This window comes from Modestobacter sp. VKM Ac-2984 (assembly GCF_026967985.1).
In the GTDB taxonomy this organism is placed as follows: domain Bacteria; phylum Actinomycetota; class Actinomycetes; order Mycobacteriales; family Geodermatophilaceae; genus Modestobacter.
This window is the reverse complement of the sequence record NZ_JAPVBJ010000004.1, coordinates 291,073-311,760: the sequence shown is the minus strand read 5'-3', so window position 1 is coordinate 311,760 and position 20,688 is coordinate 291,073. Positions and strand designations below refer to the sequence as shown.

Below are 20,688 nucleotides of genomic sequence, written 5' to 3'. Positions count from 1 at the left end.
CCGCCGACTACGCCGGCTCGAGCTCGCGCAGCCGCTGGCTGATCACACCGGTGATGCCGTCGCCGCGCATGCTCACCCCGTAGAGGGCGTCGGCGATCTCCATCGTCCGCTTCTGGTGGGTGATCACGATCAGCTGCGAGGTGGCGCGGAGCTGCTCGATCAAGGTGAGCAGCCGGCCCAGGTTGACGTCGTCCAGCGCCGCCTCGACCTCGTCGAGGACGTAGAACGGAGAGGGCCGGGCGCGGAAGATGGCGACCAGCAGCGCCACGGCGGTCAGCGACCGCTCGCCACCGGACAGCAGGGACAGCCGCTTGACCTTCTTGCCGGGCGGCCGGGCCTCCACCTCGACGCCGGTGGTCAGCAGGTTCTCCGGGTCGGTGAGGAAGATCCGCCCCTCCCCGCCGGGGAAGAGGGTGGCGAAGACCTGCTCGAACTCCCGCTGGGTGTCGGCGAAGGCCTCGGCGAAGACCTGGTGGATGCGCGCGTCGACCTCGCGGACCACGGTGAGCAGGTCGCGGCGGGTGGCCTTGAGGTCCTCGAGCTGGGTCGCCAGGAAGGTGTGCCGCTCCTCCAGGGCCGCGAACTCCTCCAGGGCCAGCGGGTTGACCTTGCCCAGCGCGGCGAGGTCCCGCTCGGCGCGGGCGGCCCGGCGTTCCTGGGTGCCGCGGTCGTAGGGCACCGGCTGGGGCTCCGGCTCCCCCGCCGCCTCCGCCGCGGCCAGCTGCGCCTGGGTCGGGGCGACCGGCGCGGCCGGCCCGTACTCGGCGAGCAGGGTCGGCAGGTCGACGCCGTACTCCTCGGCCGCCCGGGACTCCAGCGCCTCGATCCGCAGCCGCTGCTCGGCGCGGGCCACCTCGTCGCGGTGCACCTCGTCGGTGAGCCGGTCGAGCTCTGCGGTGTGCTCCCGCACGCGGGCCCGGACCACCAGCAGCTCGGCCTCCCGACCGGTGCGTGCCTCGGCCAGGGCGTCCCGCTCGGCGGCCGCGCGGGCGAGGGAGGTCGCCAGGTGGGTCAGCGCCTCCTCCGCACCGGCCCGCACCTCCGCAGCCACCCGGGCGCCCCGCTCGCGGGCCACCCGGGCGGCCGCGGCCCGCTCGCGCGCCGCCCGCTCCTGCCGTGCCTGCCGGCGCAGCGACTCGGCGCGGCCGGCCAGCGACCGGGCCCGCTCCTCGGCGGTGCGCACGGCCAGCCGGGCCTCGGTCTCCGCCTGCCGGGCGGCGTTCGCCTCGGCGCGCAGCTGGTCGCGCTCGTCGGTCGAGGGCTCCTCCTCCATCGGCGCGGTCTCGGCTGCCGCCAGCCGCTCCTCCAGCTCGACCAGCCCGGCCACGGCCTGCTCGCGCGCCTGCTCGGCCCGCACCCGGGCGGCGTCCAGCCGTTCGGCCTCGGCCACGGCGGAGCGCGCCGCGGCACCGAGCTCGGCCAGCTCGGCGGCGGCCGCGGACCGCGCCCGGTCGCCGGCCTGCCGGGCGGTGAGCGCGGCGTCGACGTCGGCCGAACGGGCCGCGGCGTCCTCGCGGGCCCGGGCCAGCTCCTCGGCCAGCCCGGCGGCGTGCGCGGTCGCCCGGTCCAGCTCGGCGGCGGCCTCGTCGACACGCGCACGCACCTCCAGCCCCGAGGGCGCGTTCGCCTGGCCCCCCACCGACCAGTCGGCGCCCAGCAGGTCACCGGTGTCGGTGACCGCCCGGACCCGGGGGTGGGTGCGCACGAGGGAGACGGCGGCCGGCAGGTCGGGGACGACGGCGACCCGCTCCAGCGCCCGGGCCAGCGCGGGGGCGAGCTCGGCGGGGGCCGCCACCAGGTCGAGGGCCCACCGGGCGCCGGCGGGCAGTTCGGGCCAGCCGTCCCGTGAGACGGCCGGGAGCCCACCGGTCACCAGCAGGCCCGCGCGGCCACCGTCGGTGCTCGCCAGGTGGGTGAGCACGGCGGCCGCCTGCTCGACCCCATCGACCACGACGGCGTCGGCCAGCCCACCCAGGGCAGCGGCCAGCGCGACCTCCGCCCCGGGCTGGACGGCCAGCCGGTCGGGCACCGGACCGAGCACCCCGGGCAGCCCCGCGGCGAGCACCGCGGCGGCGCCGTCGGCCGGGGCCAGGCCCAGGGCCAGGGCGTCGCGGCGGGCCCGCCAGCCGGCCCGGTCCCGTTCGGCGGCGCGTTCAGCCGCGGTCAGCTCGGTGACCGCCCGGGCGGCCGCGGCGTGTGCGGTGACGGCGGCGGCGTGCTCGGCAGCCAGCCCCTCGTCGCCGCCGGCGTCCGCGCTCAGCTCGTCGCGCCGGGCCTCCAGCCGGTCGGCGGCCACCTGGGCGCGGTCCGCGGCCTCGGTCGCGGCGGCAGCGAGCCGCTCGATCTCGGCCTCGCCGGCCGCGGCTCGGGACCGGCCCGCAGCCACCTGCCCGGAGAGCCGGGCCAGCTGCTCACGCCGGTCGGCCAGCGCGCGGGCGGCGGCGACCAGCGCACGCTCGGCCTCGGCCAGCGCCGTCTCGACCTCGCCGCGGACGGCGACGGCGGTGGCCAGCCGGGCCCGCTCGGCCTCCAGGGAGGCGGCCAGCTCCCGCTCGGTGGCATCGACCCGGTCGGCCTCGGCGTCCAGCTGGTCCGGGTCCCGGCCACCGGGCGCGGCGGCGGGGACGGCGGCCAGGTGCCGGTGCCGTTCGGCAGCGAGCTGGGCCACGCTGCGGAACCGCTCGGCGAGGGTGGACAGCCGGAACCAGCTGTCCTGGGCCGCGGCCAGCACCGGGGCGTCGGCGGCGAGCTGCCGCTCCAGCGCCGACTCGCTGCCGGCGGCCTCGCCCAGCGCCGCCTCCACGGTGGCCCGCCGAGCGCGGGCGGCGGTCTCGTCGGCGATGTCGGCGTCCAGTGCGTCGCGCAGGTCGACCAGGTCGTCGGCGAGCAGCCGGAGCCGGGCGTCGCGCAGATCGGCCTGGACCCCGGCGGCACGGCGGGCGACCTCGGCCTGGCGGCCCAGCGGCTTCAGCTGGCGGCGCAGCTCGGCGGTCAGGTCGCCGAGCCGGTCGAGGTTGGCCTGCATCGCGTCGAGCTTGCGGAGCGCCTTCTCCTTGCGCTTGCGGTGCTTCAGGACGCCGGCGGCCTCCTCGACGAAGGCCCGCCGGTCCTCCGGGCGGCCGGACAGCACGGCGTCCAACTGCCCCTGGCCGACGATCACGTGCATCTCCCGGCCGATGCCGGAGTCGCTGAGCAGCTCCTGGACGTCGAGCAGCCGCACCTTGTCGCCGTTGATCTCGTACTCGCTCTCCCCGGAGCGGTACATGCGGCGGGTGATCGAGACCTCGGTGTAGTCGATCGGGAGGGCGCCGTCGGCGTTGTCGATCGTGAGGGTGACCTCGGCCCGGCCCAGGGCCGGGCGGCCGGCGGTGCCGGCGAAGATGACGTCCTCCATCTTGCCGCCGCGCAGGCTCTTGGCACCCTGCTCGCCGAGGACCCAGGCGATGGCGTCGACGACGTTGGACTTGCCCGACCCGTTGGGGCCGACGACGGCGGTGATCCCCGGTTCCAGGCGCAGCGTCGTCGGCGACGCGAAGGACTTGAAGCCCTTGAGCGTCAGGCTGGACAGGTGCACGGTGGAGAGGCTCCCGGGGAGGTACGACAGTCCTGCTCAGCGCAGGGCGGCCCCATCCTCACCCACGACACGCCGATCGCCCCTCCCGCTGTGCACGGGAGAGGTCCCTGGGATCAATGGGGCTCTTCCGGCCTCGCTGCAGGGGCCCGCCGCGAGCTTGCGAGCGGTGGGGGCAGCGAGGTCCTTCTTCAGGCGAGGACGGCGTCGGCCGACTCGTGGGCCATGGTGAGCAGCTCGCGGGCGATCGCCGCGTCGCGCTCCTCGCGGAGGACGGCGAGCTGCGCCTCGAGCCGGCGCACCTTCGCCCGCAGGGCGGCGTTCTCCTCGGCTGCTCGCAGCTCGTGGGGAGCGACGACGGAACCGAACAGGGCCTTGGCCATGGCTCAGCGGCCTTTCACTGCAGGAGGAGGTCCCGTCGCACCGCCGGGGGGCGGTCTGCGCGGGCTGGTGTCCTCAGGGTGACACCAGCTCCGACGTGGGTCAACGGCAGTACGGCGACGCCACCGTGTCGGGGGGATGTCGTCTTCGTCACCTGACGGTGAAGTCCGGCACCGCCTGCACGTCGTCGTCCCGGTGCTCCACCGAGGTGACCGAACCCGGGGCCCGCGGCCCGGAGAGCTCGGCGAGCACGGCGCGCACGTCGTCGTCCGGGCCCTCGAGGACGACCTCCACCCGGCCGTCGGGGAGGTTCGTCGCCGACCCGGTCAGGCCACGCCCGGTCGCCGCCTGCCGCACGAACCAGCGGTACCCGACGCCCTGCACCTGCCCGTCGACCAGGGCGACCACCCGCCGGGGCGCGCTCATCGGGCCGGACGGGGACGCGGGCGGGGCTGGCACTGCGGGCAGCTGTAGCTGGAGCGGTTCATGAACGACTCCCGGCGGATCGGGGTGCCACAACGGGGGCACGGGCGGTCGACCTGGCCGTACACGGCCAGGTGCCGGGAGAAGTACCCGCTCTGCCCGTTGACGTCGACGTAGAGCGAGTCGAAGGAGGTGCCGCCCTGCGCCAGGCTCTCGCCGAGCACATCCCGGACGCCCTCCAGCAGGTCGCTGACCTGGGCGCGGGTGAGCTTGTCGGTCGGCCGGGCCCCGTGCAGCCGGGCCCGCCACAGCGACTCGTCGGCGTAGATGTTGCCGACCCCGCCGATCAACGTCTGGTCCAGCAGTGCCCGCTTGACGTCGGTGTGCCGGCGGCGGAGGGCCGCACTGAAGGCGTCGACGTCGAACCCGGGGTCCAGGGGGTCGGTGGCGATGTGCGCCAGCCGCGCCGGGAGGCCGTCGGCCGGGGCCTCCTCCACCGCGAGCCCGCCGAAGGTCCGCTGGTCGACGAAGCGCAGCTCGCGGCCGCCGTCGGTGAACCGGAACCGGGCCCGCAGGTGCACCTCGTCGGGCTCGTCGGGCTTCTCGACCAGCAGCTGCCCGCTCATGCCCAGGTGGGCGACGAGGGCCTGCCCGGACGGCGCACCGTCGGGCTCGGCCAGCGGCAGCCAGAGGTACTTGCCGCGGCGGTGGGCGGCGGTGAGCGTCCGGCCGGTGAGCGCGGCGACGAAGTGGTCGGCCCCCTCCAGGTGCCGGCGCACCGCGCGGGGGTGGTGCACCTCGACCTGGCGGATCGTCCGGCCGGCGACCCAGCGCTCCAGTCCGCGGCGGACGACCTCGACCTCGGGCAGCTCCGGCACGACTCAGTCCTGCGTCGGTCCGCCGTCGGCCGACAGGGCGTGCCAGGCCGTCTCGGCGGCCTCCTGCTCGGCGGCCTTCTTCGTCCGACCGGCACCCGAACCGCGCACCTCGCCGGCCAGCAGCACGGCGGCGGTGAAGGTCTTGGCGTGGTCGGGGCCGTCGTCCTCGACCTCGTAGACCGGTGCGCCCAGGCCCAGGGAGGCGCCGAGCTCCTGGAGGCTGGTCTTCCAGTCCAGGCCGGCCCCACGGGTGGCCGACTCGGCCAGCAACGGGTCGAAGAGCCGGTGCACGACCGCCGAGGCGGTCTCCAGCCCCAGCCCGAGGTGGACCGCACCGATCAGCGCCTCGAGCGCGTCGGCGAGGATCGAGTCCTTCTCTCGGCCGCCGGTGGCCTGCTCACCCCGGCCCAGCAGCAGGTGGGGGCCGATGCCCCCCTCGCCCAGGGACCGGGAGACGCGGGCCAGCGAGGTCATGTTGACCACCGAGGCGCGCAGCTTCGCCAGCTGACCCTCGGGCAGGTCGGGGTGGCTGCGGTAGAGCTCGTCGGTGACCACCAGCCCGAGCACCGAGTCGCCGAGGAACTCCAGGCGCTCGTTGGTGGGCAGCCCACCGTTCTCGTAGGCGTAGGACCGGTGGGTCAGCGCCAGCCCGAGCAGGTCGCCGGGCAGCTCGAGGTCCAGTGCCCCGAGCAGCCAGCGGGCCGCCCGTTCGGCGTGTGCGGCACCGCCGGCGGGCACACGACCACCGGCGTCCTCGGCCCTGGGCTCCCCGGGGTGGGAGCTCAGCACCGAGGACGCCGGTGTGCCGGTCGGCTGCGCCACGCTCGAGCCGCGCAGGTCAGACCGAGAGGACCTGGCGGCCGTCGTGCTGGCCGCAGGTGGGGCACGCCTGGTGCGGCGGCTTGAGCTCACGGCAGGCCGCGTTGGGGCAGGGCGCCAGGGTGGGGGCCGTGGCCTTCCACTGCGACCGGCGGGCGCGGGTGTTGCTCCGGGACATCTTCCGCTTCGGAACGGCCACGGTCAGTTCTCCTCTGGGTTGGTGCGGTTGGTGGACCCCGGCTGGGGTCCGGCCGCGCTGTCGGTCGGATCGGCACTGTCGGCCGTCTCGGTGAAACGGGCGGCGAGCCCGGCCCACCGGGGGTCGAGCGCCTCGTGGGAGTGGTCGGCAGGGAGGTCGTCGAGCCGCTCGCCGCAGTCGACGCACAGGCCGGCACAGTCGGGCTGGCAGGTGGGCGACAGCGGGAGGGTCAGGACGACGGTGTCACGGACCAGCGGCGCCAGGTCGAGCCGGTCGCCGTCGATGCGGCGCACCTCGTCCTCGCCGCTGGTGGCCTCGGTGGTGCTGCCCGCGTAGGCGTAGAGCTCCTGGACGTCGAGTTCGACGGTGTCCTCGACCGGGTCGAGGCAGCGGGCGCACTGGCCGGTGACCGGGAGCTCGACCTGGCCGGTGACCAGGACGCCCTCCATCACCGACTCCAGGCGGAGGTGGAGCTGGACCGGGGCACCCTCGGGGACGCCGATCATCTCCACGCCCCAGCCGGCCAGGGCCGGGAGGGTCTTCTCCCACTCACGCATCGAGCCGGCGCGGCGGCCGAGTTCCCGGAGGTCGATCTTCCAGGCCTTCTCGGCGGCCTTCTCGGCCGGCGTGGGGAGCGGCTTGTCGACGGGGTCGCCGACCGGGCGCCGGGCGTCGGTGGACGCAGCGCCGGAGGACGGCCCCGTGGAGCGCGCGGAGGAAGCAGGCATGTCGGTACTCGTCGTCGTCGAAGGTGGGGGTGCCCGGCGGGAGGCCCGCGCCGGACGAGCACGCAGGACGGCAGCAGCCGGACAGACGTCCAGCCTACCCGATCCCTCCGTCCACACCTCCCGGTCAGGGGTGGGGCGGACCGGTCACGGGCTGCGGAGGTTGTCCCGGGCCTTCTCCACCGAACGTGCCATGTGCGCCAGGGTGTTCCCGAAGTCGGCCAGCCGGCTGTCGACGTAGTCGTCCACCTCGGCCCGCATCCGGGCCACCTCGGCCGCCGTCTGGGCGCCGAGCTCGTCGGCCCGGTCGACGGCGGTCCGGTAGACCTCGGTCTCGGTGAGCAGCCGCTCGTGCTCGACCTGACCCGCGGCGATCAGCTCGGCCCGCTGCTCCTGCCCGTCCCGCACCAGCTGGTCCCGCAGCCGGCGGGCCTCGACGAGCAGCTGCTCGGCCTCCTCCTCCGCGCCGGCGATCAGCTCGTCGGCCTGGGCCTGCGCCTCGGTGAGGATCTCGTCCCGCTGGCGGCGGGCGGTGCCGACCAGCTCCTCCCGCTGCCGGCGGGCGGCGACGACCACCTGCTCGCTCTCGCTGCGGGTGCGGCCGGTGAGCCGCTCGGCCTCCGCCTGGGCCTGCTGCAGGATCTCGGCGCGCTGCTCGACGATCGCCCCGGCCTGCTGGACCTCCTCGGGCAGGTTCTCCCGGAGGTCGTCGAGCAGGTCGAGCAGGTGGTCGCGCGGCACCATGCAAGAGCTGGACATCGGCACGCTGCGGGCGTTCTCGATCACCGTCGTCAGCTCGTCGACGGTCTCGTAGAGCCGGTACACGACCTCCGTCACGACTGCCTCCCCTTCGACTGGGCCACCAGTCGGTCGTTGACCGCCTTGGGCACCAGGGACGACACGTCGCCACCGAAGCGGGCGATCTGCTTGACCAGGCTGGAGGACAGGTGCCCCACCTGGGGTGCGGTGGGCACGAACAGGGTCTCGACGGCGGCGAGCTCCCGGTTCATCTGGGCCATCTGCAGCTCGTACTCGAAGTCGCCGACCGCCCGCAGGCCCTTGACGATGACCGGGATCTGCTGGGCCAGGCAGTAGTCGACGAGCAGCCCTTCGAAGCTGTCGACCGTGACGTTGGGCAGGTCGACGACAGCCTCACGCAGCAGCGCCATCCGCTCGTCGACGTCGAAGAGGCCGGCCTTGCCGGGGTTGACCAGCACCGCGACGACCAGCTCGTCGTACAGGCCGGCGGCGCGCGCGATCACATCGACATGGCCGTTGGTGACCGGGTCGAACGAACCGGGACAGACCGCTCGCCTCACGACAAGCGACCGTACCGGAGCACCGCCTCTCCGTACCGCCGATCACGCAGTCCGTCGAAGGGTGTCGGCCACGGGAAGGTCTTCTCGCGGCTGGACCGCTCCACCACCACGACGGCGTCCGGGGCCAGCCAGCCGTTGCCGGCCAGCGCCTCGAGCACGCCGAGCACCTCCTCGACCGGGGCGGCATAGGGCGGGTCGGCGAACACCAGGTCGAACTCCGCCGGCGCCGGCGCGGCCACCACGGTCTGGACGCTGCCCTGCACCACGCGCGCCCCGCGCAGGCCCACGGTCTCGATGTTGCCGCGCAGCACCGGCAGCACGCCGGCACCGGACTCCACGAAGACCGCCTCGGCCGCGCCGCGGGACAGCGCCTCCAGCCCGAGCGCCCCGGAGCCGGCGTAGAGGTCCAGCACGCGGGCGCCGTCGAGGTCCAGCAGCGAGCCGAGGGAGTTGAACAGCCCCTCCCTGGCCCGGTCACCGGTGGGGCGCACCCCGGCCCGGGGCACCTTGAGCCGACGGCCGCCGGCCACGCCGGCGATCAGCCGGGTCATCGGGGGCTCACGCCGGTCGGCTCCGTTCCGGGGCCGGCCTCGGACGGGCTGAGCCAGGACTGCTGCGTCATGCCTTCTCCAGGTAGGTGGCGCGCTCGTCCAGCGCCAGGGCGGCGACGGCGGCGGCCAGCTCAGGGTGGTCGGCGAGCCCGCGGCCCTGCTCGACCAGCGTCGTGGCCTCGACCCGGGCCTCGGCGATCAGTGCCTCGTCGTCCAGCAGGGACAGCAGCTTCACGTTCGACCGGCGGCCGGACTGCGCCGCGCCCAGCACGTCGCCCTCCCGGCGGGTCTCCAGGTCGAGCCGGGCGAGGGCGAAGCCGTCGGTGGTCGCGGCGACCGCGGCCAGCCGCTGCCCGGTCGGGGAGGTGCTGGGCGCCTCGGTGACCAGCAGGCACAGCCCGGCGTGCTTCCCGCGGGCCACCCGGCCGCGCAGCTGGTGCAGCTGGCTGACGCCGAACCGGTCGGCGTCCATCACCACCATCACCGTGGCGTTGGGCACGTCGACCCCCACCTCGACGACGGTGGTGGCGACCAGGACGTCGACCTCCGCGGCGGCGAAGGCCCGCATCCGCGCCTCCTTCTCCTCCGGCGGCATCCGGCCGTGCAGCACCTCCACCCGCAGCGCCGACAGCGGACCGGCACGCAGCCCCTCGGCGACATCGAGGACCGCGAGCGGCGGGCGCTTGTCGCTGGTGCCGCCCTTCTCCTCCGGCGGCGGTGCGCCGTCCGCGTCGTCCGGCCCGTCGTCGCCCTTGCCGCCGTCCTCGAGGTCGCCGATCCGGGGGCAGACGACGTAGATTTGTCGGCCGGCCGCCACCTCCTCGCGCACCCGCGCCCAGGCACGGTCCAGCCAGGCCGGCTTCTCCCCCACCGGCACGACCGAGCTGGACACCCCGCCACGGCCGGCCGGCAGCTGGCGCAGCGTGGAGGTCTCCAGGTCGCCGTAGACGGTCATCGCCACGGTGCGCGGGATCGGGGTGGCCGTCATGACCAGCACATGCGGCGGCCGGGTGCCCTTGGCGCGCAGCGCGTCCCGCTGCTCCACCCCGAACCGGTGTTGCTCGTCGACGACGACCAGCCCGAGGTCGGCGAACTCCACGCCCTCCTGCAGCAGCGCGTGGGTGCCCACCACGATGCCCGCGCTGCCGTCGGCGACCGCAGCCCGCGCCTCGCGGCGGACGGCGGCCTTCTGCGAGCCGGTGAGCAGTGTCACCCGGGTGCCCTCCGGGTCGCCGTCGAGCTCGCCCGCGCGCCCCAGCGGACCCAGGATCGCGGCCAGGCTGCGGGCGTGCTGCGCGGCGAGCACCTCGGTGGGCGCGAGCAGCGCGGCCTGCCCGCCGGCGTCGACGACCTGGGCCATCGCCCGCAGGGCGACGACCGTCTTCCCGGAGCCGACCTCGCCCTGCAGCAGCCGGTTCATCGGCTGCTCGCGGGCCAGCTCGGCGGCCAGCTCCTCGCCGACCTCGCGCTGGCCGTCGGTCAGGGAGAACGGCAGGGCCGCGTCGACCGCGTCCAGCAGCCCGCCGCGGCGCCCCGGTCGGGCGATGCCGGGCTCCAGCGCGGCGGCCCGGCGACGGGCGGCCAGCGTCGCCTGCAGCACCAGCGCCTCGTCCCACTTGAGCCGCTCGTCGGCGGAGTCGACCTGCTCCTGGTTCTCCGGCCGGTGCTTCTGCCGGAGTGCGGTGGCCAGGTCGACCAGGCCGTGCCGCTCCCGGACCGTCGCCGGGATCGGGTCGTCGAGCAGCTGCTCCAGGGAGTGGGCGTCGTCCAGCAGGAGCTTGACCGACTTCTGGATGACCCAGCTGGAGACGTCCTTGCTCGCCGGGTAGAGGGGCACCAGCGCCCGAGCCCAGTCGTCGTCGTCCCCGGTGATGATGTGGCAGTCGGGGTGGCTGAACTGCTTGTCCCCCCGCCACAGACCCACGGTGCCGGCGAACAGCCCCCACTCGCCGACGTCGAGGTGCGCGTGCCGGTTGTTGAAGAAGACCAGCCGCATGCTGCCCGCGCCGTCGCCGACGGTCACCTCGGTGAGCGTGCCGCGGCGCTGCTGCATCCGCCGGGTGCTGACGCTCTTCACCTGCGCGAGCACGGTCACGCGGTCGCCGACCTCCAGGCCGTCCAGCCGGGTCATCTCCCCGCGCCGGGCGTAACGGCGGGGGTAGTGCCGCAGCAGGTCGCGCACCGTGTGCAGCGCCAGCTGCTCGGCCATCACCTTCGCCGTCTTCGGGCCGAGGACCCGGGTCAGCGGCGTGTCCATGGAGATCGCCACTACTCGACCCCGATCAGCAGGGGCACGGCCCCGGCGCCGCCGGCGTAGCGGACCACCTCGACCGTCGGGTGCACCGCGGAGAGGTGGGCGCAGACCGCGTCGCCGAGGGCGGGCTCCTCCCCCACGACGACGGTGGCCATCTCCCCGCCGGCCGACAGCAGCCGGTCCAGCAGGTCGCGGGCGACGGTGACCTGGTCGGCGCCGATGACCACGACGTCGCCCTCCGCGCTGCCCAGCACGTCCCCGGGGGCGCAGCGGCCGGCCGAGGTGAGCGCCTCCTGCTCGGCGACGGTCACCTCCGCCCACCGGGTCGCGGCCGCGGCCTCGGCCATGGCGATGACGTCGTCCCCGAAGCGGCGGGCCGGGTCGGCGACGGCGAGCGCCGCCAGGCCCTGCACGGCCGACCGGGTCGGGACGACCACGACGTCCCGCCCCTCCTCGCGCGCCCGGTCGGCGGCGCAGGCGGTCACCGCGGTGACCTCCCAGTGGTTGGGCAGCACGACGACCTGCTCGGCCCCGGTGTCCAGCACCGCCTGCAGGACGGCGTCCTCGTCGACCGCGTCGACCGGTGCGGTCAGCACGGTGACGCCCTCGGCTCCGAAGAGCTCGGCGAGCCCGGCGGAGCAGGCCAGCGCGAGCACGGCGCGCACGCCCGCCGCGGCGGCCGGCGCCCGCACCGGGGCCAGCGGGGTCACCGAGATCCGGTGCGGCCGCCCCGCCTCGATCCCCGCCTCTACCGCGGCGCCGACGTCGCTCACGTGGACGTGGACGTTCCACTCCCGGCCGCCCGGGGTGTCGACGCCGACGACGACCAGGCAGTCGCCCAGCTCGGCCAGCCGCGCCTGCAGCCGGGAGACGGCGGCCTCGTCGGAGTCGGCGAGCAGGAACTGCACCTCGCTGCCCGGCCCGGGGGCGGGCGCAGCCGGCACCGGCCACGGTGACCGGCGGGGCCGGGCGGGCCGCCCGTCCAGCGGCGCGCGGACCGGCGTCGTGCCGGTGACCGTGCCGACCAGCGCATCGAGCACCAGGCACCAGCCGGCTCCCCCGGCGTCGACCACGCCGGCGTCGCGCAGCGCGGCCAGCTGGCCGGTGGTCGCCCGCAGGGCGGTGAGCGCACCCTCCGCGGCTGCCCGGACGACGTCGGCCAGACCGGCCTGCCCGGCGGCGACGGCGGCGGTGGCCGCATCGGCGCCGGCCCGGGCCACGGTGAGGAAGGTGCCCTCCTCCGGATCGGCGACCGCGGCGTAGGCGGTGCCGGCGGCCGAGGCCAGCGCCTCGGCGAGCACCGGCCCGTGGACGTGCTCGACGTCGGCCAGCCCGTCCGCGAGCCCGCGCAGCAGCTGGGCCAGGATCGCCCCGGAGTTGCCGCGCGCGCCGAGCACGGCGCCACGGGCCAGCACGTCCCAGGCGGACTCGGTGCCGTCGGCGCCGGTCAGCGCCGCGTGCGCGGCCTGGGCGGTCATCAGCAGGTTGGTGCCGGTGTCACCGTCGGGGACGGGGAAGACGTTCAGCTCGTCGAGCCGGCCACGCGCCTGCGTCAGCGTGTCGACGACGGCGGAGCTCCATCGGCCGACCGCGGCCTCGTCCAGCGCCTCCAGCACGTGCGGCAGGGTACCGGGGGCCACCGACACGACCGGGTGCCCACGACCTTCCCGCCCCCGCCCGGCCCCGAGGGACGGGGCGGTCCGACACGGCTCGCGGGCACCGGCTACAGTGGTCTCCAGTTGTGCGTGGCAGGACCATGCCCTGGGCTCCCGCCCGGGTCTCCGCCGCGCACTGCGACCTGACTTCAGGACCTGACTTCAGCTGGACCAATTCTCTGGGAGTGATCGACCGTGGCTGCCGTGTGCGATGTGTGTGGCAAGGGCCCCGGTTTCGGCATGTCGGTGTCGCACTCGCACCGCCGCACGCCGCGCCGTTGGAACCCGAACATCCAGTCCGTCCGCGCCGCGCTGACCGGTGGCGGCCGCCAGCGCATGAACGTCTGCACCTCGTGCATCCGCGCGGGCAAGGTCGCTCGGGCCTGAGAAAGGACCCCGTACCCCCCACGGTTCGCAAGCTCACCGCGGGACCCTGCAGGGGGCCGAAAAGCCTGGCAGTGCTGAGCTGAGAAGACCCCGGAGGTCCTGAGGACCTCCGGGGTCTTCGGCGTTCCCGACCGGCTCAGTGGCCGATCCCCCGCGCGCGGGCCGCGGCGACCACCAGGTCCACAACGGTGGCGTACGGCAGCGCGGTGCTGTCGACGACGAGGTGGTAGTGCCGGGCCTCCGCCGGGTCGCAGCGGTAGAAGTGCCGCACGTAGGCCGTCCGTGCGGCGTCGGCGGCCTCCTGCTCCCGGCGCACCTCCTCGACGGGCCCGCCGAGGTGTTCGACCGCGGCCGCCAGCCGCCGCTCCGGCGGCCCGTCCAGCCGGACGTGCAGGACGTCGGGCCGGTCGCGCAGCACCATCGCCCCCGCGCGCCCGAGCACGACGCCCCCGGACCCCGCCGCGATCTCGGTCACCACCCACTCGGTCTGCTGCCGGTAGGCCCGCTCGTCGGGCAGCGAACCGGTGGGCAGCACCCCGCCCACCGGGTCGGGCATCGTGCCCAGCGAGCTGACCAGCCGCCACAGCCCGCGGGCGATGGTCTCGTCGTTGGCCTCGGCCTCGGCCACCGGGACCCCGAGCCGACCGGCCACCTGCGCCGGGATGACCCGGTCGTGGAAGGGCAGGCCGAGCCGTTCGGCCACGGCCGGGGCGATCTCGGCGCCGCCGGCCCCGAAGGACGCCGAGAACGTCACGACGCCCATGCGTCCTCCTCCGCCACCGGCCGGTCGGCGACGAGCTCCTTGCCGAGGAAGACCGCCTCCGGCGAGTCCGCGTAGATGCCGTAGCCGGCCACCGGGGTGTAGCCCGCCCGGTCGTAGAGCGCCAGGGCCTCGGGCTGCCGGTCACCGGAGTTCAGCAGCAGCCGCACGGCCCCGGCCGCGGCCGCGGTGCGCTCCAGCTCGGCCAGCACCTGCGCGGCCAACCCCCGGCGCCGGAAGCCCGGCTCCACGTACATCCGCTTGAGCTCGGCCACCCCGTGCCCGTGTGCCCGCCAGCCACCGCAGCCGGCCGGTACCCCGTCGACCTCGGCGACCAGGAACAGCCCCAGCGGCGGGGAGAACTCGCCCGGGTCGACCACCGCGTCGTCCCGGCCGCCGTACCGGACGACGTACTCCTGCTGCACCCGCTCGATCAGGTGCTGCGCCACCGGGTCCGCGTAGCCGACGACGCGCAGCTGCGCCGGCCCGGACGCGACCCCCGGGACCTCAGCCGAAGTGGACATGCCCCGCACCCTCCCCCAGCTCCTCGGCCACCCGGGCCGCGGGGACCCCGTCCACCTGCACGCCGGGCCCGTCGCCACCGCTGGCGTGCACCGCGCCGACCACCGTCCAGCCGGGCGGCAGGTCGGTGCCGGCCGGGAAGGTCGCCACCAGCGCATGGTCCTCACCGCCGGTCAGCACCCACGCCATCGGGTCCCCACCCAGCGCCGCCGCGACCTGCGGCAGCGGCCCGGCGGGGTCGACGAACGCCTCCTGGAGCGCGGCCCGGTCCAGGTCGATCAGCACCCCGCTGTCGGCGGCCAGGTGACCGGCGTCGGCGAGCAGCCCGTCGCTGGTGTCGCACATCGCGGTGGCCCCGGCGTCCGCGGCGGCGGGGCCGGCGGCGTAGGGCGGCGTCGGCCGGCGGTGCGCGCGCACGGCGGCGATCGGTGAGGAGAAGCCCCGGCGCAGCACGGCCAGCCCGCAGGCCGACCAGCCCAGTCGCCCGGCGACGGCGACGACGTCCCCCGGACGGGCGCCGCTGCGCAGCACCGGTGCCCGACCACCCAGGTCGCCCAGCGCCGTCACCGACAGCACGACCGCCTGGGAGTCCGGCGCACTGGCCGAGGTGTCCCCGCCGACGACGGCGGCACCGAAGGGGGCGCACTCGGCGGCCATCCCGACCGCGACGTCCTCCAGCCAGGCGGTCGGGGTGCCCGCCGGGCAGGCGAGCCCGACCAGCAACGCGGTCGGCACGGCGCCCATGGCGGCGATGTCGGCCAGGTTCGCGGCGGCCGCCTTGTGCCCGACGTCCTCGGCGGAGGACCAGTCGCGGCGGAAGTGCCGCCCCTCCACCAGGACGTCGGTGCAGGCGACCACCCGGCCGTCGGGGGTGCGCAGCACCGCGGCGTCGTCGCCGGGGCCCACGTCGGCCACCGTGGCGGCGCCGGAGCGGGCCACGACCCGGCCGATGACGGCGAACTCCCCGACCGCGCCGACGCTGTCGTCCGGGTCCGGCTGGAGGCCCAGGGGGCGGGGCCGAGTCATCGGTCACTCCCCCCGGCTGGGGTACGTTGCCGATCGGCCCGCTGCTCGGCAGGCCGGTCGCACCCCCCGCCGCTGCCGACGTGGCAGCCGGCGTCGAGGCACTGCCCGAGGAAGGTCAACCCGTGGTCCACGCCTACATCTTGATCCAGACCGAAGTCGGCAAGGCAGCCGCGGTCGCCGCGAGCATCAGCGAGATCGCCGGCGTGACCAAGGCCGAGGACGTCACCGGCCCCTACGACGTCATCGTGCGCGCCGAGGCGAACACGGTCGACGAGCTCGGCCGGCTGGTGGTGGCCCGGGTGCAGTCCGTCGACGGGATCACCCGCACGCTGACCTGCCCCGTCGTCAACCTCTGAGCCGCTTGAGCACCCCCGCGCCCGACCAGGCCACCCCGCCGCCCGCGGACCCGTTGCGGCGGGCGGCGCTGATCGCCACCGCCGTCCTGGTGCCGCTGGTCGTCGTGCTGCTCGTGCTGGTCAACGTGGTCGGCCGCAGCACCGAGGCCGAGGAGGAGCCGGACGCGGTCGCGGAGATCTCCGGCACCAGCTCGGCGCCCCGCGCCGAGCTGCCGGCGCTGCCCGTCGACACCCCGGACATCACCCCGGAGGCCGATCTCGCCTGCCCGGCGCTGATGAGCCAGCTGCCGCTCGAGCTGGCCGAGGAGACCTCGCGCCGGGTCGACTCCGACAGCCCCTTCGCCTACGCCTGGGGCGACCCGGCGACCGTGCTGATCTGCGGCGCCGAGCCGCCGGCCGGCTACGTCGTCGGCGGCCCGCAGACGCTGCTGGTCTCCGGCGTGGAGTGGTTCGTCGACACCACCGACCCCGACGTCTACGTGTGGACGACGGTCGACCGCAACGTCCCGGTGCAGGTGCGGGTGCCGGCCAGCTCCGACAGCGCCGCACCCACCGCGTTGAGCCCGCTCATCGCCGGCGCGATCCCCTACACCGCCCCGACCCCGGCCCCGCTGCCCGACTGAGGAAGGACCCCCGTGCCCCCCGCCACTCGCAAGCTCGCGGCGGGACCCTGCACGGGGGCCAGCTCGATCACTCGGGGAGCCGGTCGAGCTGAGCGGTGGTGACCGCCTCCAGCTCGCGGCGCGCCGCCTCGGGGGTATCGGCGACGGCTGCGACCGCGACGGTGAAGACCCCGGCCGAGCACCACGCGAAGACCGCCGGGCCGGACATCTTGGTCTCGGGCGCCGGGTCGTCCTGGGCGAGCAGCACACAGTCGTCCGGCAGCCCCCCGGGCGAGCGGTCCAGGTCGCCGCCGTAGTGCTCGGCGTCGTTGCGGGCGAGGTCGTCGGCGTAGGTGACCGCGCCGGCCGGGTCGGCGAACTGGTCGATGAAGACGCTGGTCAGCTCCTCGCCCGACCGCCAGAAGCGTTCCCAGCCGCGGGTGTACCCGTAGTCGGCGAGCACCTCCTGCTGGCGCTGCGCGTCCTCCCCGTACCGGGCGACGTCGTCGATCGTCTTCTCCCCCGCCGGCGGGTCCAGCTCGTCGTCGGACACCCGTGGCAGCCCGGAGGGCACCTCCTCGACCAGCAGCGCCTCCAGCTCGGCCGCGCTGGTCGGGGTCGCCACCGACGCCGCCGCCTCCGGTACCGGCTCGGCGTCGGAGGACGCGCAGCCGGTGCACACCGGGGAGACGAGCAGCACTGCGGCCGCGGCGCCCCGCCGCAGCCGGGAGGTCATCCGGCGCCCAGCACGGCGCCGTCCCGCAGGCTGCCGTCCGGGACCCGGCCGGCCAGGGCGCTGGCCACCAGCCGGTCGACCAGCTCCGGGTAGCTGACCCCGGAGGCGGCCCACATCCGCGGGAACATCGAGATCGGGGTGAAGCCGGGCATCGTGTTGACCTCGTTGACGACCCACCGGTCGGCACCGGTCGCCGGGTCGGTGGTCAGGAAGAAGTCGACCCGGGCCAGGCCGGCACAGTCCAGGGCCAGGTAGGCCCGGCGGGACGTCTCCTGCACCGCCCGGACCTGCTCGGGGGTGAGGTCGGCGGGCACGTCGAACTCGACGGCGTCCTCGAGGTACTTGGCGTCGAAGTCGTACCAGTCGGTGCCCGGCCGCAGCCGGATCTCCGCCGGCAGGCTGACGTCGGGCAGCCCCGCGCCGGGCGCGGCGAGCACCCCGCACTCGATCTCCCGGCCGGGCACCGCGGCCTCGACCACCACCTTCGGGTCGACCGCGGCCGCCGTCGCGACGGCGGCCGGGAACTGCGCCCAGTCGGTGACCTTGGTGATGCCGATGCTGGAGCCGGCGCGGGAGGGCTTGACGAAGACCGGCAGCCCGAGCCGGGCCCGGGCCGCCTCGTCCAGCAGCGCCGGGTCGGCGCAAAGCGCACCGGAGGCGTCGCGCAGCACCACGTGGTCACCCTGCGGGATGCCGGCGGCGGTGAGCAGCTTCTTGGTGAACTCCTTGTCCATCGACGCAGCGCTGGCGAAGACCCCGGAGCCGACGTAGGGCAGCCCGGACATCTCCAGCAGGCCCTGGATGGTGCCGTCCTCGCCGTAGGCGCCGTGCAACACGGGGAAGACGACGTCGACCTCGGTGAGCCGGCCGATCGCCTGCCCGGCGTCCAGCACCGCCAGCCCCCGGCCGGCCGGGTCGCCCACGAGCGACACCGCGGTGCCGTCGACGACCTCGGGCAGCTGCCCGTCGTCGATGGCCAGGGCCTTGCCGTCGTGCAGCAGCCAGCGGCCGTCCCGGGTGATGCCGACGGGCACCACCTCGTACCGCGCCGGGTCCAGCGCGGCCAGCACGCTCCCGGCCGACACGCAGGAGATCGCGTGTTCCGCGCTCCGCCCGCCGAAGACGACAGCGACCCTGGTCTTGCGCGCCTTCCCGGTCATCGCGCCGACCCTAGCCGAGGGTCCCGAGCGCGGAAGTCAGGTCGGCCACCAGGTCGGCGGTGTCCTCGATGCCGCAGGAGAACCGCACGAACCCGGCCGGGACGGCGTCCCCGCCCCACTGTGCCCGCCGGTCCACGGTGGTGTGGATGCCACCGAAGCTGGTCGCGGCCGCGATCAGCCGGCTGCCGCGCACCAGGCGGGCCACGGCGGCCTCGTCGGCGAGCTCGGCGGAGACCACGCCGTTGGGGCGCAGCATCTGCCGGGTCGCCAGCGCGTACGACGGGTCCTGCGGCCGCCAGGGCCACCGGACGCCGCTGACCGCCGGGTGCCCGGCCAGCAGCTCCGACAGCGCGGCCGCGTTGGCGGCCTGCCGGGCCAGCCGCAGGTCCAGGGTGCCCATCGACCGGTGCGCCAGCCACGCCTCGAACACCCCGGGGGTGTTGCCGGTGGTCTTGCGCCAGGCGGCGATCCGGGTGTGCAGCTCCCGGCCGCGCTCGGTGCGGGCCGTGCTGACGTGCCCGAGCAGGACGTCGCTGTGCCCGGTGAGGGCCTTGGTGTCCGAGCCCACGGTGACGTCGGCACCCAGCGACAGGGGGCGCTGCCCGATCGGGCTCGCCGTGGTGTTGTCCACCACCAGCACCGCGCCGGAGGCCTGGGTGGCCCGGGCGACGGCGGCGATGTCGCAGACGTCCAGCTGCGGGTTGCTGGGGGTCTCCAGCAGCACCAGCCGCGCCCCGTCGAGGTCCCCGCGGGCGGCGACGTCCTCGATCTCCAGGGTGGGCACGAGCTGCACCTGCACGCCGAAGCGGGCCAGCTCGTCGCGGGCGAGCACCCGGGTCGCGTAGTAGCCGTCCGCCGGCAGCACGACCCGGTCGCCGGGGCCGACCAGTGCCAGGACGGCGGAGCTGATCGCCGCCATGCCCGTGGCGAAGGACAGGCAGTCGCCGCCGTCCAGCTCGCCGACCGCACGTTCGAACACCCGCAGCGTCGGGTTGTCCGGGCGGGCGTAGCCGTCGGCGCCCTGCCAGCCGGGGGCCTCGTCCCCGAGGTGGTACGGCGCGGCGAAGACCGGCGACGGACGCAGGGGGGCGCCCGGCACCGCCGGGTCGTCACCGGCGTGGACCAGCCGGGTGCCGTCGCCGAGGTCGGCGGGCAGGTCAGGAGTGGTCACGGACGGTCCTCCACGGGTGTGCGACGGCGCCCCGGGGAGCTACTCCGGCTTGGCCTCTCGGGACATCATCTCGCGCACCATCTGGGCGGCGGACTCGCCCTCGTGGCAGACCCGGACCACCGCCTCGGTGATCGGCACGTCGACCCCGTGGGCGCGGGCCAGGTCCAGCACCGAGCGGCAGCTCTTCACGCCCTCGGCGGTCTGCTTGGTGATCTGCTCGGCCTCGGCGACCGACATCCCCTGGCCGAGGTGCTCACCGAAGGTGCGGTTGCGCGACAGCGGCGAGGAGCAGGTGGCCACCAGGTCGCCCAGCCCGGCCAGCCCCGCGAAGGTGGTGACGTCGGCACCGAGCGCGATGCCCAGCCGGGCGGTCTCGGCCAGACCGCGGGTGATCAACGAGGCCCGCGTGTTGTCACCGAAGCCGAGGCCGGCGGCGACCCCGCAGGCCAGCGCGATCACGTTCTTGACCGCACCGCCCAGCTCGCAGCCGACCAGGTCCGGGTTGGTGTACGGCCGGAAGTAGCGGGTGTGGCAGGCCGCCTGCAGCGCTGCGGCCCGGTCGGCGTCCACGCAGGCGATGACCGTGGCCGAGGGCTGCTCCTCGGCGATCTCCCGGGCCAGGTTGGGCCCGGACAGCGCCGCCACCCGGTCGGCGCCGGCGCCGGTGACCTCGCAGATCACCTCGCTCATCCGCTTGGTCGTGCCGAGCTCCACGCCCTTCATCAGCGACAGCAGCGAGGAGCCGGCGGGCAGCAGCGGCGCCCAGCCGGTGAGGTTGGCCCGCAGCGTCTGGCTGGGGACGGCCAGCACGACGACGTCGGCACCGTCGAGCGCCTCGGCCGCGTCGCCGGTGGCCCGCACCGCGTCGGGCAGCCGCACGCCCGGCAGGTAGTCGGCGTTCTCGCGGGTCGCGGTGATCGTCGCGACCAGCTCGGGACGGCGGGCGTGCAGGGTCACCGAGCACCCGGCGTCGGCGAGCACCTTGGCGAAGGTGGTGCCCCACGAGCCGGCGCCCAGCACGGCGGCGCGGGTCATGCGGCGGCCCCGGTACGTGGGGCGGGCACGGTGGCCGCGCGCGGTGACAGGTGCTCGGACACCGGGCCCCCTTCCGTCTCGTGGCCCGCCGGCGCTGCACCGACGACCCAGCCCATGATCGTGCCCCCCGGCCCGGATCGGCCGGCACGCGCCCCCGG

Annotated in this window: 22 protein-coding genes; 3 read left to right on the top strand and 19 right to left on the bottom strand. The window is 75.8% G+C overall.

The features are described 5' to 3' along the window. Positions 1–7: 7 nt before the first annotated feature. The 12 genes from smc to O2W16_RS11180 all read right to left on the bottom strand — a co-directional run bounded on the left by smc (position 8) and on the right by O2W16_RS11180 (position 12,760). Positions 8–3,574: a chromosome segregation protein SMC gene (smc, locus tag O2W16_RS11235; RefSeq protein WP_269158908.1), complete on the bottom strand. Its 3,567-nt coding sequence runs from the start codon at positions 3,572–3,574 to the stop codon at positions 8–10. 188 nt (positions 3,575–3,762) lie between these two features. After that, entirely contained in the window at positions 3,763–3,954 is a 192-nt protein-coding gene (locus O2W16_RS11230) for a hypothetical protein (RefSeq protein ID WP_269158907.1), read from the bottom strand. 148 nt (positions 3,955–4,102) lie between these two features. Next, the gene (locus O2W16_RS11225) at positions 4,103–4,378 is read right to left on the bottom strand and encodes an acylphosphatase (RefSeq protein ID WP_269158906.1); all 276 of its coding nucleotides are present in this window, start codon (positions 4,376–4,378) and stop codon (positions 4,103–4,105) included. Then, a complete protein-coding gene (gene mutM / locus O2W16_RS11220) occupies positions 4,375–5,253 on the bottom strand; it encodes a bifunctional DNA-formamidopyrimidine glycosylase/DNA-(apurinic or apyrimidinic site) lyase (protein WP_269158905.1) in 879 nt (292 codons plus the stop codon). Before mutM ends, O2W16_RS11225 begins: the two co-directional genes overlap by 4 nt. 3 nt (positions 5,254–5,256) lie before the next feature. Next, the gene (gene rnc / locus O2W16_RS11215) at positions 5,257–6,075 is read right to left on the bottom strand and encodes a ribonuclease III (protein ID WP_269158904.1); all 819 of its coding nucleotides are present in this window, start codon (positions 6,073–6,075) and stop codon (positions 5,257–5,259) included. Between the two features lie 16 nt (positions 6,076–6,091). Continuing rightward, positions 6,092–6,271: a 50S ribosomal protein L32 gene (rpmF, locus tag O2W16_RS11210; protein ID WP_081975594.1), complete on the bottom strand. Its 180-nt coding sequence runs from the start codon at positions 6,269–6,271 to the stop codon at positions 6,092–6,094. A 2-nt stretch (positions 6,272–6,273) separates the two neighbouring features. Then, positions 6,274–6,999 carry a YceD family protein gene (locus O2W16_RS11205; RefSeq protein ID WP_269158903.1) on the bottom strand — a complete coding sequence of 242 codons (726 nt, stop codon included), beginning with the start codon at positions 6,997–6,999 and terminating at the stop codon, positions 6,274–6,276. 144 nt (positions 7,000–7,143) lie between these two features. Further along, complete coding sequence (locus O2W16_RS11200; RefSeq protein WP_269158902.1) at positions 7,144–7,833, bottom strand: hypothetical protein; 690 nt, start codon at positions 7,831–7,833, stop codon at positions 7,144–7,146. Beyond that, on the bottom strand, positions 7,830–8,315 hold the full coding sequence (gene coaD, locus O2W16_RS11195; protein WP_269158901.1) for a pantetheine-phosphate adenylyltransferase: 486 nt from the start codon (positions 8,313–8,315) through the stop codon (positions 7,830–7,832). Before coaD ends, O2W16_RS11200 begins: the two co-directional genes overlap by 4 nt. Continuing rightward, positions 8,312–8,866: a 16S rRNA (guanine(966)-N(2))-methyltransferase RsmD gene (gene rsmD, locus O2W16_RS11190; protein WP_269158900.1), complete on the bottom strand. Its 555-nt coding sequence runs from the start codon at positions 8,864–8,866 to the stop codon at positions 8,312–8,314. The genes coaD and rsmD overlap by 4 nt, the downstream gene beginning before the upstream one ends. A 67-nt stretch (positions 8,867–8,933) precedes the next feature. After that, the gene (gene recG / locus O2W16_RS11185; RefSeq protein WP_269158899.1) at positions 8,934–11,135 is read right to left on the bottom strand and encodes an ATP-dependent DNA helicase RecG; all 2,202 of its coding nucleotides are present in this window, start codon (positions 11,133–11,135) and stop codon (positions 8,934–8,936) included. Further along, positions 11,135–12,760 carry a DAK2 domain-containing protein gene (locus O2W16_RS11180; RefSeq protein ID WP_269158898.1) on the bottom strand — a complete coding sequence of 542 codons (1,626 nt, stop codon included), beginning with the start codon at positions 12,758–12,760 and terminating at the stop codon, positions 11,135–11,137. Before O2W16_RS11180 ends, recG begins: the two co-directional genes overlap by 1 nt. A 210-nt stretch (positions 12,761–12,970) precedes the next feature. On the opposite strand from O2W16_RS11180, the gene rpmB reads away from it, so the two are divergent. Next, positions 12,971–13,162 (top strand): 50S ribosomal protein L28, encoded by a 192-nt coding sequence (gene rpmB, locus O2W16_RS11175; RefSeq protein ID WP_036339964.1) that lies wholly within the window; start codon positions 12,971–12,973, stop codon positions 13,160–13,162. 136 nt (positions 13,163–13,298) lie between these two features. Here rpmB and O2W16_RS11170 read toward each other — a convergent pair whose 3' ends face one another. The 3 genes from O2W16_RS11170 to O2W16_RS11160 are packed head-to-tail and all read right to left on the bottom strand — an operon-like array spanning position 13,299 to position 15,470. Continuing rightward, positions 13,299–13,925 (bottom strand): cytidylate kinase-like family protein, encoded by a 627-nt coding sequence (locus tag O2W16_RS11170; RefSeq protein WP_269158897.1) that lies wholly within the window; start codon positions 13,923–13,925, stop codon positions 13,299–13,301. Further along, complete coding sequence (locus O2W16_RS11165; RefSeq protein ID WP_269158896.1) at positions 13,913–14,446, bottom strand: GNAT family N-acetyltransferase; 534 nt, start codon at positions 14,444–14,446, stop codon at positions 13,913–13,915. Before O2W16_RS11165 ends, O2W16_RS11170 begins: the two co-directional genes overlap by 13 nt. Next, positions 14,430–15,470 carry a thiamine-phosphate kinase gene (locus O2W16_RS11160; RefSeq protein WP_269158895.1) on the bottom strand — a complete coding sequence of 347 codons (1,041 nt, stop codon included), beginning with the start codon at positions 15,468–15,470 and terminating at the stop codon, positions 14,430–14,432. Before O2W16_RS11160 ends, O2W16_RS11165 begins: the two co-directional genes overlap by 17 nt. Positions 15,471–15,592: 122 nt before the next feature. Between O2W16_RS11160 and O2W16_RS11155 the strand changes: the two genes are divergently transcribed. Together O2W16_RS11155 and O2W16_RS11150 are read left to right on the top strand one after the other, a co-directional pair. Beyond that, on the top strand, positions 15,593–15,826 hold the full coding sequence (locus tag O2W16_RS11155) for an Lrp/AsnC ligand binding domain-containing protein (RefSeq protein WP_014742398.1): 234 nt from the start codon (positions 15,593–15,595) through the stop codon (positions 15,824–15,826). 5 nt (positions 15,827–15,831) lie between these two features. After that, the gene (locus O2W16_RS11150; RefSeq protein WP_269158894.1) at positions 15,832–16,449 is read left to right on the top strand and encodes a DUF3515 family protein; all 618 of its coding nucleotides are present in this window, start codon (positions 15,832–15,834) and stop codon (positions 16,447–16,449) included. A gap of 67 nt (positions 16,450–16,516) precedes the next feature. Here the strand turns inward: O2W16_RS11150 and O2W16_RS11145 are convergent, their stop codons facing one another. The 4 genes from O2W16_RS11145 to O2W16_RS11130 are packed head-to-tail and all read right to left on the bottom strand — an operon-like array spanning position 16,517 to position 20,530. Further along, positions 16,517–17,164: a hypothetical protein gene (locus O2W16_RS11145; protein ID WP_269158893.1), complete on the bottom strand. Its 648-nt coding sequence runs from the start codon at positions 17,162–17,164 to the stop codon at positions 16,517–16,519. Further along, entirely contained in the window at positions 17,161–18,324 is a 1,164-nt protein-coding gene (locus O2W16_RS11140; protein WP_269158892.1) for a D-alanine--D-alanine ligase family protein, read from the bottom strand. The genes O2W16_RS11145 and O2W16_RS11140 overlap by 4 nt, the downstream gene beginning before the upstream one ends. Positions 18,325–18,334: 10 nt before the next feature. Beyond that, complete coding sequence (locus tag O2W16_RS11135) at positions 18,335–19,495, bottom strand: cystathionine gamma-lyase (RefSeq protein ID WP_269158891.1); 1,161 nt, start codon at positions 19,493–19,495, stop codon at positions 18,335–18,337. Positions 19,496–19,534: 39 nt separating this feature from the next. After that, positions 19,535–20,530: an NAD(P)H-dependent glycerol-3-phosphate dehydrogenase gene (locus O2W16_RS11130; protein WP_269158890.1), complete on the bottom strand. Its 996-nt coding sequence runs from the start codon at positions 20,528–20,530 to the stop codon at positions 19,535–19,537. Positions 20,531–20,688: the final 158 nt, after the last annotated feature.